The sequence below is a fragment of the Pseudomonas furukawaii genome, assembly GCF_002355475.1.
Lineage (GTDB): Bacteria > Pseudomonadota > Gammaproteobacteria > Pseudomonadales > Pseudomonadaceae > Metapseudomonas > Metapseudomonas furukawaii.
Map to the genome: position 1 here is coordinate 4140498 of NZ_AP014862.1, position 15395 is coordinate 4155892.

Sequence of the window (15395 nt, forward strand, 5' to 3'; positions counted from 1 at the left end):
TGCCAAGACAAGAAAGAGAATTGGGCATTTACTTATGAGTGGCGCTTGGCATCCGTATAAGCCGCCGTGAGCAGATACTGATTTCCTTGTCGAAAGCCTCATCCAGCCGGAGGCAAACCATGAAGCGCAAACAGCACCTTGCAGCAATCGCGATTGCTGCAGGCCTGGTCAGCTGTGCATCAGTAGAAGACCGCCAAGTGGTCAACATTCCCCTTGTCGCCAGTCAGCACAATGTAGGCCAGATTGGCCAAGCAACCCTCGCCGCCGACGGAGAAGAGACTTCCATGTCGATCTTCATCAGCGGGGTACCCAGCGAAACGACGCGGCCGGTCCACATCTATTCCTATATCTATTCAGGTACCTGCACGAAGAGGCAAAATTCAGCCCCTGCATTCGAGATGAACCAGCGAGTATTGGCAGATAAAGACAACAGACATGGCTGGACGCTTTCGAGAAGGGCGAACGTGCCTCTGAATACTTTACGGTCCGCGGCCTACTCTATTGTGCTACGCACCGGCCCTGCAGACGGAAACCGGGAGATATTCTGCGGAGAAATCAGCTGAATTCGCGCTACCCAGGAGCACAAGTTGCGAATGGCCGGATTTGGTAGCTTGCAGCGGCTGACAATCGTCGGCGCTGCGCCTACCGATACTGCTGCATTATGGGTGTGAGGAACGTTTAGCCAGTAGCTTCATAGGACTGCGTTCGACCTATACGCCAGCAACCGGCCGACTCTGTTGAAAAACTCCCATGCCGGCACAGAGCCTGCCCTGGATGAAATTGCAATCGGATGGGTGCTGCCCCAGCAGGGAAATATCAGGTGGCCGAGCTCCCGCCGTCATTGGACAGATCATCGCGAGCAACGCGCCCAAAATCGGTGAGGTCTTGATCCTCCTCGCTGAACATGAAGTTCACCATGCGGTCGCGTCTGAGGCCTGAAAGCGTGCTGAAAAAGCAGGGCTCGCACAGATGGACCTCATAGCACTCGCCATCATGGGCCGAGCCATAGCCCCAACTGGCGCGAAGCGTGCCAAATTGCAATCCACCCCCTTCAACACGCGTGCTAGCGCCGCAAACGTCGCACAGGACATCACTGACCGATTCGGCCTGCTCCATAGCAGTGATCTTCATCGAGAACCTCCTACCAAGGTACATGTACGCCTTCGTTTATCTGGCACACGATACTCCTGTAGAAGCTTTGCTCGGTGGGGGTGACGTGCTCCCCCGAATACGGCCCTTCGGTGCTCCGGACCCGCAGCAGAACTCGGCAGTGGTTTGCACATAGGCTGGGGAGACTGCCCGCTTGTAGGCTCGCCACACAACTATGCTCTGTCTGCGAGAACAATCTGCCACGGGCGCCTCATCAGCTCCTGACAGGCTATTTCCCCGCCGCCGAAGCAATACCCGACTGGTTGATTGAATGTCGCCGGTGTCGCGTAGCCCAGGGCCTGTCCCTGTTCGTTCCAAAGGCCACCGCCACCTGCCCGCAGCAACGCGTGACCCGCCACCACATCGTGGGGCGACACCGCGTACAAGGATACTGCAGCGATCCCATCCCCCGCCGCCACCCGGGCAAGCCGATAGGCAACGCTCGGCATGGCATAGAAGGTGGCGGGCGCGCAGAGCTCGGCGTTCTGGGTGGGCCGGGCACGCGCCGCGAGACTGACGAAGACTTGGGCACCTTCCGCCAGTCCGCCTTGCGCGACATTCTGCACGATCAACGCGCCATTACGGAGCAAGTGCGGCATCCCCTCAGTCCAAGCAACACAATCCGCCCCGCGCTCCGTCATCGGCGCATAGACGACGCCCAGCACCGGCACACACTCTCGTAGCAAACCCACGGAAATCGCCGAGCCCAAGTGCCCCTGCAGGAAGTCACGGGTGCCATCGTTGGGATCCACAACCCAGCAATAGTGATGCCCCGTCAGTTGCACACCGGTTTCCTCACCGACAAAGTCGCAAGGGAGCAGCTTCGTCAGTCCCTGGTGCAGCATGACCTCGACCTCGCCATCAATTTCGGCCTTGTCCCCGGCGCCTCTCGGCCCTCCAGGTCGCACCACCTCAGCAGCGATCAGGCACCCCGCTTCCCGTACCAGCGCGATCACCGCATCGAGCAGCACGCGATCGACGCCTTGGCGAGCTAACGCCCCCGGTGACAACGGGACAGGTCGTTCACGCATGCCGGTACCCTCACAGTGGGCTTGCAAAGGGGATAGCAGGTCACGCCAGGCCGCCAACGGCGGCCTTACAACTCAGGGTCAGTGATAAACCCCATACTCGATGCGCCCAAGAAAGGTCTCGAGCACTTCCAGGTCCTCTTCGTTGGCGAGCATGTCGATCGGACGACGCCGCTCGAGCCCCAAGGCGGGCGCCACCATCCAGCGTTCGGCAGCCTCCCGACTGCCGAAAACTTGCGTGGCGCGCTTCAGCATTCTGGAATACTGCACAGCAAAATTCTCAGTCATGGTGGTCGCTCCTCGCCGGGCCATGCAGGCGCCCGGTCCCAGTTAGCCAAGCCTAAGCTCCCTGCCCTCCTACGCCGATGCTGATGGGTGCTAGGGTAAGTCCAATCGGATCGGCTGCCCTCCTGTCGGCAGGCTCGCTCGCGCGTTCCCCACCTGCCCCCGCACCCACCGGGCAAATCGGAACAAACAACCAATAACGGGCCCTTCACTGCGAGCGGCGCAGCTCGCCAAACGGCATCTCCGGCTCAACATAGCGTAAAGCGGCCTTGGCATCGCGCCAGCCGACATAACTCATCAGCGCCTTGACGCTCCACTGGTTGCGACTGGCCCAGGTGGCAAAGCCGCGACGCAACGAGTGGCTGCTGTAGCGCTCACCCTCCAAGCCACTGCGCACCATCGCCCGACGGAGGATGCGCGAGATGCTGTACGCGTGCAGCCCTTCATCCGCCAAGTTGCCCCAACGGTCCACCGCACGAAACACCGGGTCCTGGTGCAAACCCGATACCGCGAGCCAGTCAAGATAGGCCTCCACCGGACACAGACGTTTCAAGGCCGGCACCGTGAACGACCGTCCGGTGTTGTCGCGGTCGCCTTTGCTGCTGGGCAAAAACAAGTCCATCCCCTCCCCTGGCCGCGCCTCAATAAACTCCACGCGCAGCCGGCACAGATCATCGCTGCGAAACGCCCGCCAAAACCCCAGGAGGATCAGGGCGCGATCGCGGCGGCAGCTCAGCAGGGCGTGGCGGTCGATCTGTTCCTGCGCCATCAGCCAGTCGATGCAGCGGGCCAACTCGGTCAACTGCAGCGGCTCCGCCTGCCGCTCCAGCCGGGGATGCAGGGCCTGGATGCCGCGGAGCACCTCGCGCACGTACGGCGCCTTGGTCGGATCGGGAAAGCCCTGATTCAGGTGCCACTTGGCCAGCGCGGCGAGGTTCGCCCGCAAGGTCGAGCTGGCCAGGGTCTCGGCGTAATCCGCCAGATAACGGGCAATCGCCTCACTGCTGGCGGGCAGGAAGCCACCCCAGGTGTCCTCGAAATGGGCGAGCGCCTGCTGATAGCGGCGCTCGGTGCTTTCGCGCCGCGCGGCCTGCCGGTAGCGATCGACCTTCTCCGTCACCGTCGCGCCCTCCTGTGTACTGGAAAAACCGCCCTTTCCCGCCTCCACCGCCGCTGAGGTTTGAGAATGCCCGCTTCGCAAACGTCAGTTTGTCTGGATCTATCACGTCGAGCCGGATGCCGATACAGCTCTACTTCCGTACTTGATGACACACCATGAAACCGCTGGTGCGACAGATAGGCGCCTGACACGTTGCAGACGCGGTCAGTTGTGGAGCAACGTCTGGTCACCGTAGGTAGAATGCCTGGCAGTCTTCGGTTAGGATGACAACTGACCATAACCCCCACGCCTCGGGCGGGACGCTCCCGTACTGCGCACCAGGGGGTTTGTTTTTTGGTTGTTGCGCACAAATCCTTGAGAGGAGGTTGTCACATGACAATGCCTCATGAGCGAACCCGAGCAGTCATACAGACCCACGCGTTTCTGCAGCGATTGGAAGCAGACGCGTCGCTAAGCGAGGACGTTCGCTGTATGGCCACGCAGTTGCTCCGCCACTACCCCAGTCGCGCGGAAGTCCTACTGCAAGGGCTGCTCGAAGAAAGGCTCCCAGCGAAGCTTCTTCTTTCTCCATTTTTCACTTCGAGCCCCACTTACCGACCTGTCGATCGCTGGCGAGACAGGCTCTGCCGCAAATTGGCCGCCATCTTGCTGAATTGTCAGAAGTGACTGGCCACACGATCGCTCCCCACGGGCCAGCAAATAGCTCGCTGACTATGGGAGGACAGCCTGTAGCCCACCTTGCACGCACACAAGGCCTCGTAGTTCATCCGCGCAGGATTACCGCTGCAGTCCTCTGATATACCGTCCCTGAAGCGGGGGGCGAGGAACGGGTCAACCCGCCGATCCAAACAGTGGTTTCTTTTAGCTCAAATGGCTTGTTTAGCTGTCCAGCTAATCATGGGATTTGGGCTAATGATTAGCCCATAAGGCAAGATTTGCTGGCTGACTACTCACTCCAAACGACCCAACTCGCCATGGAAGATTCCACTAAGCAGGCACGAGGGTGAGCACCTGCAGGTAGCCCGTTGTCTGGCTGGCGGAGCGTACTCGTGACCGAACTGATGACAATGCGGCCGCCTCGCTGCGCGGTCAAAAAACAGCCCATGCGGCATCGACAGCGCGATCCAGCCCTCAGCCACGCGAGATGCCAAACTGATGCCCCGCGCCTAGGCGTATATCGGCCAAAGCGGACTGCAGGCCAGACCACTGAAGCTGATCAACCACCTGGCGGCGTAGTTAGGTCCGACAGGCCCGGCCTGAACTCGACCTCAAGACCGGGCATCAATGGGTGGAGTTGCCCGGGGAAGGACCCCGTGCTCTCGACATAACGCAACGCGGACTTGGTATCGCGCCATCCCACATAGCCCATCAACGCCTTTATGTCCCAGCCATTGAACGTCGCCCAGGTGGCGAAGCCACGACGCAACGAGTGACTGCTGTACAGCACAGCCGGCAGCCCGGCGCCGTGCAGCACCGCCCGCAACAGTGGAATCACGCTATGCGGGTGCAACGCTTGCTTGCTCAAATGCCCCCAACGATCGATGCCCGGGAACACCGGTCCATTGGTAACCTCTGCTACTTCGATCCAGTCGAGATAGGCCTGGACTGGACACAGGCGCACCAGCGCTGGCGCGCTAAAGGACTGGCCCTGGTTGTCACGATCACTCTTGCTCCAGGGCAGAAACAGCCGCAGGCCCTCCCCGGCTCGCGCTTGGATATGCTCGACCCGCAGTCGGCATAACTCGTCACTGCGAAAGGCCCGCCAGAAGCCAATCAGCAGCAAGGCCCGGTCCCGCCAACAGCGCAGCCATCGTGGTCGGTCTCCCGCGACCCGAGCCGCTTCCCCTATCCGCTCCAGCCAGGCGACACATTGCTCCAGCTCGCGCAACTGCAGCGGTTCGGCCTGCTTTTCCGGCTTCGGGTGGAGGGTGCGGATGCCTTTCAACACCTGGCGCACCAGGGGACTCTTGGTCGGATCCGGAAAGCCCTGAGCGACGTGCCACTGCGCGAGCGCGGCCAGACGCAGCTTCAGCGTATTGGCAGCCAGCGTGCCGGCATGGTCGACCAAGTAGCGCACGATGGCGTCGCTGGTGGCGGGCAGGAAACCGCCCCAGCTCACTTCGAAATGCTCGATCGCCTGCTGGTAGCTGCGTCGGGTGTTGGCCCGGGTACCGGCCTGCAGATAGCGCTCCACCACCTCATTCATCGCGCCTCCCCGCCTTGGCATACCGCCTCAAGGCCGGAATTGGGTCGAATTGCGCTCTCACATGAGATAACTCCGCATTATCCCATGTTAGTCCGTCAGCTCGAATGCTTCGTCACGAGCGCCGTTACAGCCGTAATCCCATAATCCATGGCATGACACGAAATCGTCAGGAGAGACGCTATGGCACGCGGTGGCGTGAACAAGGCAGTCGTCAAGATAGCGCGGGACGCGCTACTGGCTCGCGGGCTACGGCCGACAGTCGACGCGGTGCGCATTGAGCTGGGGAATACCGGCTCGAAGAGCACCATCCATCGATGCTTGAAGGAACTGGCCGAGCGGATCCCGCCGCACAATGCCCCCGGGGAGGACGACGTGATAATCACCCTGGCGCATCAGATGGGGGACCACTTACGCGAAAATGCTCAGGCGGCAGTAGCGGCAGAACGCGAAACCCTTACCCGCCAGCAATTGGAGTTCCGCCTGCAACGCCAGCAATGCGAGGAGCGGATACAGGATCTGCAGGGGATCGTCGCCGCACTAACGGAGCAGGTACAGGCGCAACGGCAACTGGAGCTGACCCTGCAAAACCGTATGACAGACAGTGAAATGGAGCGGAGCCGACTGCAGGAGGTCGAACAAAGCCTGCGGGCCCAGCTAGAGAAAAGTGCTCTACAAGTGCAGTCACTTGAGGAGAAACACCTGCGGGCTCGTCAAGCCCTCGAGCATTATCGACAGAGCCAGCAGGATCAGCGAGCTCAAGAACTCCGCCGTCATGACGAAGAACTTCAGCAACTGCGCCGGGAAATCCGATCATTGCAGCAAAGCCTAATCGGCAAGCAGGACGAGTTGACCACCCTCAACCGGGACAACGAGCGGCTACTCAGCGACGTCAGGGCCCAGCAACAACAACAGCGCCAATGGGAGCGCGAGTTGATCGCTCAGCGCCAACAATTCCAGGAGACGTCCTCTGCTCTATCCACCGACCTGGCCACCGCGCGCGCTCTACTAACCTCGTCGCAGACAGAAAACGCCACCCTGCGTGAACGACTGAAGCGGCATGTGGGGGAGTATCGCCAGTGCCGACGCCAAATACATCGACAAGAGAAACAGCTACATCAGCTTCAGGCAATATCTCCGACTATGTCCCCTCCATCGCCTCCTGCTGGGTAGCGGGTAAGTTTCGAGTAACGCATACGAAGCCTGGAGTAAAGCATTGTTGCCCGGTGAGTTGCTTAAGTACGTCGAGTAAGAATACCTGGTGAAATGCAGGTGACGCGCATTGACCATCAAGAAACTGTGTTAGCCAATGTGATTGCGTCAAGCCTTAACACCCACACGCCGCATTATCCGGAGATCACCCTTGGCGACGTCGCGACTCAGGCCTATAGCTGTCCAAGGCAGCGAAACCCGCGCTGTTAAGATGGTTTTCTTCGCACGAGACCACTGCATGCGAAGTCGATCAGGCATTACCATTCTGGTTTTTGAATTCAATAGCGCGTTAACAAGCTCCATATCTTCAAGCGCTTCCCACAGCAATAAGAAAGCCTCGTCATTCCACGCATGCACCCACTCGTACTCGAACATGCATTCCAAGATATCCTGGTAAACATTCAACGTGTGGTTAAGGTTTTTATATTTCCTTTCCCACGCCCTCAGTTCACCATCCACCAATAGCTCACAGTCAAGCAAGGCACTAATCAGATCCAGTAGCTGGTATCTGATATGCCATAACGGCGAGCGCAAGCAGGCCAAGTAAAAATACAGGGAGAAATTCTTCTTCAGCCAAGCACGCTGCCCCACAAGCGACCTCGCCTCGCTGCGCATCAAGATCAGCAAAGGGCCGATCTTGGTCCAACTGGGGCTACTGCATAGCCGGGCCATTGCTAGGTTGGTGAAGTCGGGTAACGGTTTACCATCCATTCGGAGTGCTGCTGCACACCTATCCCAGAAGGATCGGTCTGCAGAAAGCCCGCTAAGTGCCAGCCATAGTGGGTCACACAAGACCTGCCGCAAAACTGGAAATTCTCCAAGCATCTGCTGCAAAAGCGCATCGCGAGGCAAGCTGCCCTCGAAATAGGCGATCCACTTACTACTGTATGGATCGTCGTGCTGCAGACCGTGGGTCTTGACCCACCAAACCCCCAGTGCGTGCCCGTTGTGCGGCACACCCGCTAGGTCCGCCAACGTATGCGCAAACAGCATGGCCCGCGTTTTACGCACCGCGGAGTTGTACGTATCGCGCACGGCCACATCACACCATGGCCTGTTTCGCCCACCTTCTGAACTGTTCATAAAGGTCCGCCCGAACAAACTGGAACTTGTTGCACACCTACAACCAGCGTTGTAGAGCCATCGGAAAACTCTAGCCGGGCGTCTTTGCTGTACTAGACCAGTTCCTGATTAGGGTTCACAGTCTTATGTAATAAGCGTAATGGCCCCTTCCTCGGAGGCTGCGAACCTCGATTCGTGGCAGGAGGTTTGTCATGCCCTCTCAACCGAAAGCCCCTCATCTTGCAAAAGGCGGTACTGGCCGCCACCGGGCTAACTTCTCCTCGCGTAAGAAACCTGCCTAGCGGCAATTCCCGGAGGCAATGCGATGATCTCGATACCCGAAGAACTGAGAAGTACTCTTTCGTTAAGGCCAGGCCCCAAACTCCGACGCGGCAAATATGGAAAACATGTCACATGCGTTCCCTCGCGCAAAAATGGTCGAACAATAGTCTGTGAAACCATTCTCGAAACGCATTTTTGTATCGAGCTCGAGCGCAGCCCATGTATCACTCACTACCAGGCTCAGCCATTCACTTTGGCCCTAACCAACAGTCGTAAGTGCTATACCCCAGACTTCGTAGCATGCCATCGGGACGGAACAATCGTGCTCTACGAAATCAAGCATGACGCCGTGCGAAACGACTTGTTAACACTCGATCGGCTAGACGGTTGGCGGGAGCTCTTAAACGAGTGCGGCTATGAACTAGAACGTGTATTCGAAAACCAATTTTTCCATCCCATCAAAACCGACAACCTCCACCTTCTGTATCAGCAAAGCTTTGGCTCCAATTTTCGCTCAGCCTCAACTATTCGATCACTAGGTTCTGTACGAAAAGTACTGCCGTAGGCATCGCAGCGTGCAAGCCAGCGTGACCATCGCGCCAAAACTTCTGGCGAGCTTGTCGTAGCGGGTGCCAATTCTCCGGTTCTCTTTCAGCCAGCCAAACATCCGCTCGATGATGTTCCGTTGCCGGTATTTCGGACGATCAAACAGTCGGGGTAGTCCTGGCTTGGGTTTGCGCTTCATGGTGCGCTGCGGAATCACCGGCTGCATGCGGTAGCGGTCGCAGTACTGGCGCAGATGTTCGGCATCGTAACCTTTGTCTGCCAGTAACCAGCGGCAGCGCTTACGAGGCCGTCCCGACTTTCCGGGAATACGCACCTGATCCAAGAGCGGCTGAGCATGTGCAATGTCGCTGGCCTGCCCCGGTGACAGCATGAAGCGAAGAGGTATCCCATTGGCATCGCAGATCAGGTGAATCTTGGTGGTCAGGCCGCCTCGACTACGTCCCAATGCATGGTCTACCGGTTCTTCTGGCCCCCCTTTTTCCCGGCGCCAGAAGAGGCTCGGGTTGCGCGCACCGCAGTGGAGTCGATCATCCACGACTCCAGGTCAATCAGGCCTTCCTGATTCAGCCGGACGTGCAATCGCTCAAGTACTCGGTCAAACGTGCCGTCGTCTCGCCAGTCACGGAACCGTTGATACACCGTCGACCACGGGCCGAAACGCTCCGGCAGATCACGCCAGGCGGCTCCGGAGCAGAGGATCCAGAAGATGCCGTTCAGCACCAACCGATCATCACTTCGAGGTCGGCCCATCTTCTGTTCCGGGGAAACCAGATCCTTGATCAACTCCCAGCCCGCATCCGGGAGTTCGTAGCGCCTTGCCATGTGGGCCTCCAGCCAATCATGGCGGCAATTCTACCTGCACCGACTTTTCGTACAGAACCTAATACAAGAATCACCCCAAAAACAACTATTAGTCGAGGACTTGATAACCAAACAAATACGTACTGAGGACATTGCCCATGCAGTATTTTATGGATCGATCGTAACTAATTTAACCCGCCCATTTACTTTACATTCCCGGCTTCGGTGTGGAGTCAATGATGGAAAATGAAAACACTAATCAACTAGATCTTCGCATTGGCGAGCACTATCACTACCGCAGCCAAGGATTTGTAATAATTTCCATTGATGGCAACAAGATACAACTGAGAAGCTTACTCCAGAGAAAAAATATTTGCTTCCAGAGTTACGAAACACTAGCACTCGCTTACCGACGAGGTATCTTCTACAAAATACAGGAAGCGCCTCTACTTGCAGAAGTAAACAAAATCATAGCCGCCCTAAGCACAAAAGTCCGCGAGCAACTGGACAAACGCTTGGAGTATGTACGCCGGGTCTTGGAAAAATTTGAGGGGTCTCTCCCTAGACAAGAAACCACCACGTTTCTGGCCGAAATCGGAAAAATAATCGGCGACGCCTCTCCCCCTGGTTACACGACCATTTACAACTGGGTGAGAACATATCTTCACGCCGGCGAAAACCCCACCTCATTGATTTCAATGCGCGTTAGGAAGAGAAAATACAGGCTCACACGACAGCCGGAAGAAATCCAAGAGCAAATCAATTACAACATTGAATTGCTATACCACTCGAGTACACCCTGCCCAGTTAAAGCTGTCATTGAAGCCATTGAATTTAGCATCGAAGACCTAAACTCCAAGAGACCCATTTCAGATCAACTTCAGGTACCCAGTAGGTCGACACTGCGTCGAATCATCAATGAAATTGATACTTTCCTGACAGAGTCTCATCAGCTTGGGCACGGAGCTGCGATCAAGAACCAACGTTGGAGTAGGGTATACAGGAAGCTACGTCGAAGACTGCAGCGTGTAGAGTGCGATACACACGTCCTTGACCTGATCGTCGTCAATGAGCACGGGGAGGTCCTTGGACGACCTTACCTGACGATTGCTCTTGATGTTTATTCACGCCGAGTGATCGGCTGGGACATTTCTCTGAATCCCCCCAGCATCGAGAAAACTATCCGCGCGATCAAAATGTCGTTGTCTAGTGCGTATGAGCGCAATGGATTGGCGGAACACTATATTGTTGACAACGGCGCTGAATTTATAGCCAAAAAACTTCAGGACTGCTTGCGACTGCTGGGCGCCGAAATAACATTCTGTGAACCTGGCGAACCCAATCAGAAACCCTTCGTCGAGCGCTGGTTCAAAACACTGACGATCAGCCTTATCCATCATATGAAGGGGACAACGTTCTCAAACATACTTGAGCGGGGCGATTACGACTCGGAAAAAGATGCCGTGTTCACCCTGGGGCAACTGAGCGAGACTTTCAAGGATTGGTTAGACACCGTGTACCACAGTGACTTCCATCGCGGACTTGGAACGTCGCCGGACATCTTCTGGAATACCCATACTGATAACGCCTTCCCCCCGAAAAGGTATTCGCATGAGGATCTGAATCGCTTCTTTCTCAGCAAGAGGAGCGCGCTTCCGGCAAATGGTCGCATCGGCTTCCAGGATCTGCAATGGACGGGCCCAGCTGTCGCGTACCTAAGCACCCTTAAGGGCAATAAAGACAAGTTGACTCTCTTCTATGACCCGAGTGAATTGGGCACTGCTTGGGTGTGTCACCCCGATACCCCGGACGAGCTATTTAGCATAGAGGCGGCCGATCCGGATTATCAGATTGGTCTGACTATGCACATGCATAAGCTAATTAGGAAAGAGCTGCAAGAGAAACACAGCAAGTTTAATTACAAGGATGCCCGTAATAATCGCGTGAGGATCAACCTCCGATTGGCCGCAGCCAAGGGTAAGCGTGCCCGCAAGCAGCAAGCGCGAATGGCAGAGAATGGCTCGTATAGCCCTCCCCTTCCCCTAGCTTCGACGCCGTCAGAAACGAATGAGACCTTCATGATCGACCCGTCCAAACACTTGGCCAACAGTCAAGTACCCGGACTTTCTCAAGTGATTGGAGCCAAGCATGATAAACACAACGGAGAAAGTTAAGCTTTTTGAGCAACAAATCGTTTTCTTTCAAAACTATCGCCAAGCGTTTGCCAAACTCGAGAAGGCAGTCGAATGTACACGACTACGAGGCATACCCACCTCTGCGGTTTTAATTGGCCCTTCTGGCGCAGGAAAATCCACACTCAGTACCATCTTCCAAAATTCTTTTCCCTCACCTCACATAGAGCACAAACACGAGGGGATCTACCACGTAATTCCGGCATTCTATTGCAGCGTGCCTGCCAAAGTAACGATTAAGTCCTTCTGCAAAGCAATACTCAGCGGACTTCACTGCAATGACACATCCGGCGACACTGTCGACCTGGAACTACGAATCATCGAACTCCTGAAAACCTGCCAAACACAGATAATCATAATAGACGAGTTCCAGATACTCGCGAAACGAGGCAATTATAACCATTTAGAAGGATTGAAGGACTGGCTCCTGGCACTTTCAAATAGCATAAACATTCCCATAATCATCGTAGGTACGGAAGAATGTGCGGAAATAATCTATCGGGAGCCTCAACTTGCCAGGCGCTTTCCCTTTCTGGTTAGGCTTAAGTACTTGGAATTCAATGAAAAACTGGACTCGGAGTACATTACAACGCTTCGCGGGCTCGATGAAAAACTCTATGAAATAGGAAACTTAAAGCCCGGAATACATTTGACCGACCCCAGCATTTGCACTCGCCTGTACGTCGCAAGCCAAGGCAATCTCGAGTACCTCCGACAGATTCTTTCCCTCGCATTTAGCTTCTGCCTTAATCGGAATGACAAAAAGATCATTCTCGCCGACTTTCACGATGCCTGCGCTCTTATAGAACTAGAACTTAGTCTCAGCCCGAAGCAGAACCCTTTTTCACTAGACCTAGCTAAGTGCTATTCAATTATTGAGACGCACTCACAATGAAGGATCTGCATTTCATACCTATACCCTTACCAGAGGAAAGCCCGTTAAGCCTTCTCAAGCGCGCCGCTATTAGAAATGGCTACAGTACCTGTAGACAATTCCTCTCTTGGCAAAATGCAGCATATAAGGCCCAAAACCATCCCATGTTGGTTGACTCTCAATTTGCTATGCTTTTGTGCGCCCAAGCAGGAGAGTATGCACACGAGGTCAGACAATCATTTTACGAAATTAACTATTCTACTTACTCAGGAGTACGAGTATGCATTAACCAGATGGCAATTGATAGAAGACTAATACGCTATAGCGCGGCCGCAATTTGCACAGACTGCGTTAGAGACGGCTGGGAAAAGCAAGTCAAAGACCTCTTACCTGTTGAAAACTGCCCATATCATTCAAAAAAATACATTTCGCATTGCCCAAGCTGTGAACGAAAAATAACTTGGGTAAACCAGGTACTCCTTGCGTGCAAATGTGGTAACCGACTAGAGTCCCCTAGCTGCCCTGCAAATGACGTTATTCTCGATAGAAAAATCTTATTCTTACTTCGGCTTAAGTCTCAAAAAGCCTTCGACTTACTCGCCACATCATTAAAAAACTTGTACTGGAACATAGAAAATAGCTCCTATGAAGAACGAAGAAAGATTTTATCAATTGCGCTAGCTATTTCACTGGACGAACCCGAAAAAATAGCCTCATCACTAGTTAATCTCTACGGAGATAGCCGCGGCAACAATTTGGATTTTTATATTGCCAAATTGAATCCCTTTACCCCCGAAAAAACCTTAACCACGGTTAAGGATATTCTTTATAGGGAGTATGCCCACAAAGGAATCTCTAAAGAAATTCCAGCACCACTTACCTGCCATCAATTGAAGATCTACCTAGGCCTCTCACAAACTGAATGGACCAAGATCCAAAGGCATGAAGAATTCACCAATTTGGGAAACCATAAATCCCGATTCGATCATTCGAAAATTATGCGAATCAAGGAGATTCATGAAGATCTAATCTTGCAATCTTTGAATGACACTCAAGGACTTGAGGAATCGTTAACCGCACACGAAGTCGCAGGTCAATTTAAAACAAATCTAGACGTTATTTACGAATTAAAAATCGCGAACTTGCTGGGAAATGTCAACAAATCAATAAGACCCCATCGAATTTCTTGCAACGCCATATCAAATTTTAATGAAAACTACATTCTCGCCCATCAACTGGCTGAAGAATTGGAAATTTCTGTTCGTACGCTCAGAAAAGTCATCGTAGATCTTAACCTATTAACTCCACCACTTCCGCACAAACATATACTTACCACAGTAATACTCAAGAAAGACATAGAAAAAATTAAGAACCACCTTACTCCCTACGAAAAGCCTATGCATCGATCCCCTAAGCGCTCAGCGAATCTTCTACGTGTAAAAAGCGAAGATCGAAGCTCCTATTACAACACAAAAGAAGCGTCACAGATATCAAGTCTGTCCACGACCTTATTAAGGCAACTTGTTCGAGTCAATATCCTGCATGTTCACTATAGAGAAAATAAACCAGGATACCTGTTCCACAAAGATGAAATCCATCAAATACAACGTAAATACATAGGTGTATCTGAAGCAGCATCCCTCTTAGAAATCCCCACAGTAAAAGTTTCCTGCACCCTAGCCAGCAATGGAATACAACAATGTACCGGACCGCTCGTGGATGGAGAAGCTAATGTTTTATTTTTACGAAGCGATTTTATCGGACGAAAACTAGTCAAGCTCAAATCAAAACTCAGATGCCATACGGAAAGCCAGGCAGAATCGAATTTAATTCCCATAAAGCACGCAGCCAAACAAACCGGTTTAACACAAGCGGATATGCTGGCTGTAAAAGCCGCCCTGATCATTCCCCTCCGCGCTCAAGATAACAAGTCAATAGTTGGCATTTCACCAGCAGAACTACAAACCATAACCGACCATTTGAGTAACTATAAAGCCACTAGAGAAGTGCTACGTGGCACTTGGATGTCTCGAAAAACTTTCTGCAAAATATTCTTGAACACTCACATTATCTCTGAGTTATTCATCAAAAGGATACCGCACATCAACAAGGAGGACATTACTAAGCTAACTGAGTTTACAAGCAAATATTGCAACTTAAAAATGGCCGACGTGATCATGGGCGCACCTAAGGGCCACGCATACCAATTGTTAAGCCGGGGGTTACTTCGCGCTGCGCACTGTCCAGAAGCTCTGCTAACCGGAAAATTACTCCTGGATAGAAAGGAAATTGAATCAATGGATTACAAACCACTAATACGCCGCAAAATAAGTAAACCTATCAACATAGAATCGTCGACCTAGTCAACTTACCCGCCCGTCTTTTAGCCCATCAAAATTCAGCGCCTGCCGTTCAGCCAGATCTCGCGATTGACTCCATACAAGCCCATAGCCCATAGCCCATAGCCCATAGCCCATAGCCCATAGCCCATAGCCCATAGCCCATAGCCCATAGCCCAATAATCTACTGCTCAGCTATTTAGCCAAATTAAGTATTTTTTATTTACGTTATTCCAGTACCACTGAATTTATTGTTAATTTATTCATTTCATCCCCCCCCT

13 protein-coding genes are annotated in these 15395 nt (G+C 53.8%); 6 read left to right on the forward strand and 7 right to left on the reverse strand.

Going from position 1 to position 15395, the window contains the following annotated elements; translation table 11 throughout:
* Nucleotides 1-119 precede the first annotated feature (119 nt).
* Nucleotides 120-563, forward strand: a complete 444-nt coding sequence (locus KF707C_RS29150) for a hypothetical protein (protein WP_131679695.1) — start codon at nucleotides 120-122, stop codon at nucleotides 561-563.
* A 253-nt stretch (nucleotides 564-816) separates the two neighbouring features.
* Here the strand turns inward: KF707C_RS29150 and KF707C_RS19135 are convergent, their stop codons facing one another.
* From KF707C_RS19135 to KF707C_RS19150, 4 genes are all read right to left on the reverse strand, one after another.
* Nucleotides 817-1131 carry a hypothetical protein gene (locus KF707C_RS19135; protein ID WP_036993597.1) on the reverse strand — a complete coding sequence of 105 codons (315 nt, stop codon included), beginning with the start codon at nucleotides 1129-1131 and terminating at the stop codon, nucleotides 817-819.
* 191 nt (nucleotides 1132-1322) lie between these two features.
* Nucleotides 1323-2180: an inositol monophosphatase family protein gene (locus KF707C_RS19140; RefSeq protein WP_051050765.1), complete on the reverse strand. Its 858-nt coding sequence runs from the start codon at nucleotides 2178-2180 to the stop codon at nucleotides 1323-1325.
* 78 nt (nucleotides 2181-2258) lie between these two features.
* Nucleotides 2259-2465 (reverse strand): antitoxin Xre/MbcA/ParS toxin-binding domain-containing protein, encoded by a 207-nt coding sequence (locus KF707C_RS19145; RefSeq protein ID WP_036993563.1) that lies wholly within the window; start codon nucleotides 2463-2465, stop codon nucleotides 2259-2261.
* 205 nt (nucleotides 2466-2670) lie between these two features.
* Entirely contained in the window at nucleotides 2671-3582 is a 912-nt protein-coding gene (locus tag KF707C_RS19150; protein WP_003454599.1) for a site-specific integrase, read from the reverse strand.
* Between the two features lie 378 nt (nucleotides 3583-3960).
* On the opposite strand from KF707C_RS19150, the gene KF707C_RS30040 reads away from it, so the two are divergent.
* On the forward strand, nucleotides 3961-4248 hold the full coding sequence (locus KF707C_RS30040) for a BPSL0761 family protein (RefSeq protein WP_285899548.1): 288 nt from the start codon (nucleotides 3961-3963) through the stop codon (nucleotides 4246-4248).
* Between the two features lie 550 nt (nucleotides 4249-4798).
* Here the strand turns inward: KF707C_RS30040 and KF707C_RS19160 are convergent.
* Nucleotides 4799-5788: a site-specific integrase gene (locus tag KF707C_RS19160; RefSeq protein ID WP_003454597.1), complete on the reverse strand. Its 990-nt coding sequence runs from the start codon at nucleotides 5786-5788 to the stop codon at nucleotides 4799-4801.
* Between the two features lie 180 nt (nucleotides 5789-5968).
* On the opposite strand from KF707C_RS19160, the gene KF707C_RS19165 reads away from it, so the two are divergent.
* Nucleotides 5969-6958, forward strand: coding sequence for a DNA-binding protein (locus KF707C_RS19165; RefSeq protein WP_003454594.1), 990 nt, complete (start codon nucleotides 5969-5971; stop codon nucleotides 6956-6958).
* Between the two features lie 147 nt (nucleotides 6959-7105).
* Here the strand turns inward: KF707C_RS19165 and KF707C_RS19170 are convergent, their stop codons facing one another.
* Both KF707C_RS19170 and KF707C_RS19175 read right to left on the reverse strand, forming a co-directional pair.
* On the reverse strand, nucleotides 7106-8080 hold the full coding sequence (locus KF707C_RS19170; protein WP_131679694.1) for a hypothetical protein: 975 nt from the start codon (nucleotides 8078-8080) through the stop codon (nucleotides 7106-7108).
* Between the two features lie 796 nt (nucleotides 8081-8876).
* Nucleotides 8877-9730, reverse strand: a protein-coding gene (locus KF707C_RS19175) for an IS5 family transposase (RefSeq protein ID WP_085986648.1) whose coding sequence is annotated in 2 segments (ribosomal slippage) — nucleotides 8877-9388 and nucleotides 9388-9730 — 855 coding nt in all. Because the reading frame shifts where the segments join, the coding sequence is not laid out codon by codon here.
* A 218-nt stretch (nucleotides 9731-9948) separates the two neighbouring features.
* Here KF707C_RS19175 and KF707C_RS19180 point away from each other — a divergent pair.
* The 3 genes from KF707C_RS19180 to KF707C_RS29155 are packed head-to-tail and all read left to right on the forward strand — an operon-like array spanning nucleotide 9949 to nucleotide 15138.
* Complete coding sequence (locus KF707C_RS19180; protein ID WP_003451024.1) at nucleotides 9949-11883, forward strand: DDE-type integrase/transposase/recombinase; 1935 nt, start codon at nucleotides 9949-9951, stop codon at nucleotides 11881-11883.
* Entirely contained in the window at nucleotides 11858-12796 is a 939-nt protein-coding gene (locus tag KF707C_RS19185) for a TniB family NTP-binding protein (RefSeq protein ID WP_081608068.1), read from the forward strand. The genes KF707C_RS19180 and KF707C_RS19185 overlap by 26 nt, the downstream gene beginning before the upstream one ends.
* Nucleotides 12793-15138 (forward strand): hypothetical protein, encoded by a 2346-nt coding sequence (locus KF707C_RS29155; RefSeq protein ID WP_003451022.1) that lies wholly within the window; start codon nucleotides 12793-12795, stop codon nucleotides 15136-15138. The genes KF707C_RS19185 and KF707C_RS29155 overlap by 4 nt, the downstream gene beginning before the upstream one ends.
* Nucleotides 15139-15395 lie beyond the last annotated feature (257 nt).

Excerpts from the sequence above, each read along its gene's own strand:
- KF707C_RS19170 (WP_131679694.1), bottom strand. The coding sequence starts at position 8,080 with ATGAACAGTTCAGAAGGTGGGCGAAACAGGCCATGGTGTGATGTGGCC.
- KF707C_RS19145 (WP_036993563.1), bottom strand. The coding sequence starts at position 2,465 with ATGACTGAGAATTTTGCTGTGCAGTATTCCAGAATGCTGAAGCGCGCC.
- KF707C_RS29150 (WP_131679695.1), top strand. The coding sequence starts at position 120 with ATGAAGCGCAAACAGCACCTTGCAGCAATCGCGATTGCTGCAGGCCTG.
- KF707C_RS19160 (WP_003454597.1), bottom strand. The coding sequence starts at position 5,788 with ATGAATGAGGTGGTGGAGCGCTATCTGCAGGCCGGTACCCGGGCCAAC.
- KF707C_RS29155 (WP_003451022.1), top strand. The coding sequence starts at position 12,793 with ATGAAGGATCTGCATTTCATACCTATACCCTTACCAGAGGAAAGCCCG.
- KF707C_RS30040 (WP_285899548.1), top strand. The coding sequence starts at position 3,961 with ATGCCTCATGAGCGAACCCGAGCAGTCATACAGACCCACGCGTTTCTG.
- KF707C_RS19185 (WP_081608068.1), top strand. The coding sequence starts at position 11,858 with ATGATAAACACAACGGAGAAAGTTAAGCTTTTTGAGCAACAAATCGTT.
- KF707C_RS19140 (WP_051050765.1), bottom strand. The coding sequence starts at position 2,180 with ATGCGTGAACGACCTGTCCCGTTGTCACCGGGGGCGTTAGCTCGCCAA.
- KF707C_RS19180 (WP_003451024.1), top strand. The coding sequence starts at position 9,949 with ATGGAAAATGAAAACACTAATCAACTAGATCTTCGCATTGGCGAGCAC.
- KF707C_RS19135 (WP_036993597.1), bottom strand. The coding sequence starts at position 1,131 with ATGAAGATCACTGCTATGGAGCAGGCCGAATCGGTCAGTGATGTCCTG.
- KF707C_RS19165 (WP_003454594.1), top strand. The coding sequence starts at position 5,969 with ATGGCACGCGGTGGCGTGAACAAGGCAGTCGTCAAGATAGCGCGGGAC.